The sequence below is a fragment of the Cupriavidus sp. 05T41 genome (assembly GCF_056396525.1).
Window position 1 is genome coordinate 1 of record NZ_JBFTLQ010000224.1, and the last position, 362, is coordinate 362.

Genomic DNA, 362 nt, shown 5'->3' on the forward strand with positions numbered 1-362 from the left:
CTACCAGCTCACGCACGGGAAGATCGAGATATTGGTCCACGGCATCAGTCTCCAGAATCGATCCGCCAGCACACTCAGCCAAAGTACGCGGCGCGCACTTCGTCATTCTCACGCAACGCCTGCGCCGAGCCTTGCGCCACCACGCGACCCTGCGTCAGCACATAGCCCTGGTGGGCAATCGCCAGCGTCTGGCGCGCGTTCTGTTCAACCAGCAGCACGGTCATGCCAAGCTCATTGATCTGCTGGATGACCTTGAAGTTTTCCTTCACGTACAGCGGCGACAACCCAAGCGACGGCTCGTCGATGACCAGCAGCCGCGGCTGTGCCATCAATCCGCGGCCGATCGACACCATGGCCTGCTC

The 362-nt window shown here is 61.3% G+C and carries 1 protein-coding gene; it reads right to left on the minus strand.

Annotated features, from left to right (window positions below; all coding sequences use genetic code 11):
* Positions 1 to 74: 74 nt before the first annotated feature.
* Positions 75 to 362: ATP-binding cassette domain-containing protein (locus AC1DKV_RS40590; RefSeq protein WP_477139785.1), on the minus strand; the 288-nt coding region annotated here is incomplete at its 5' end.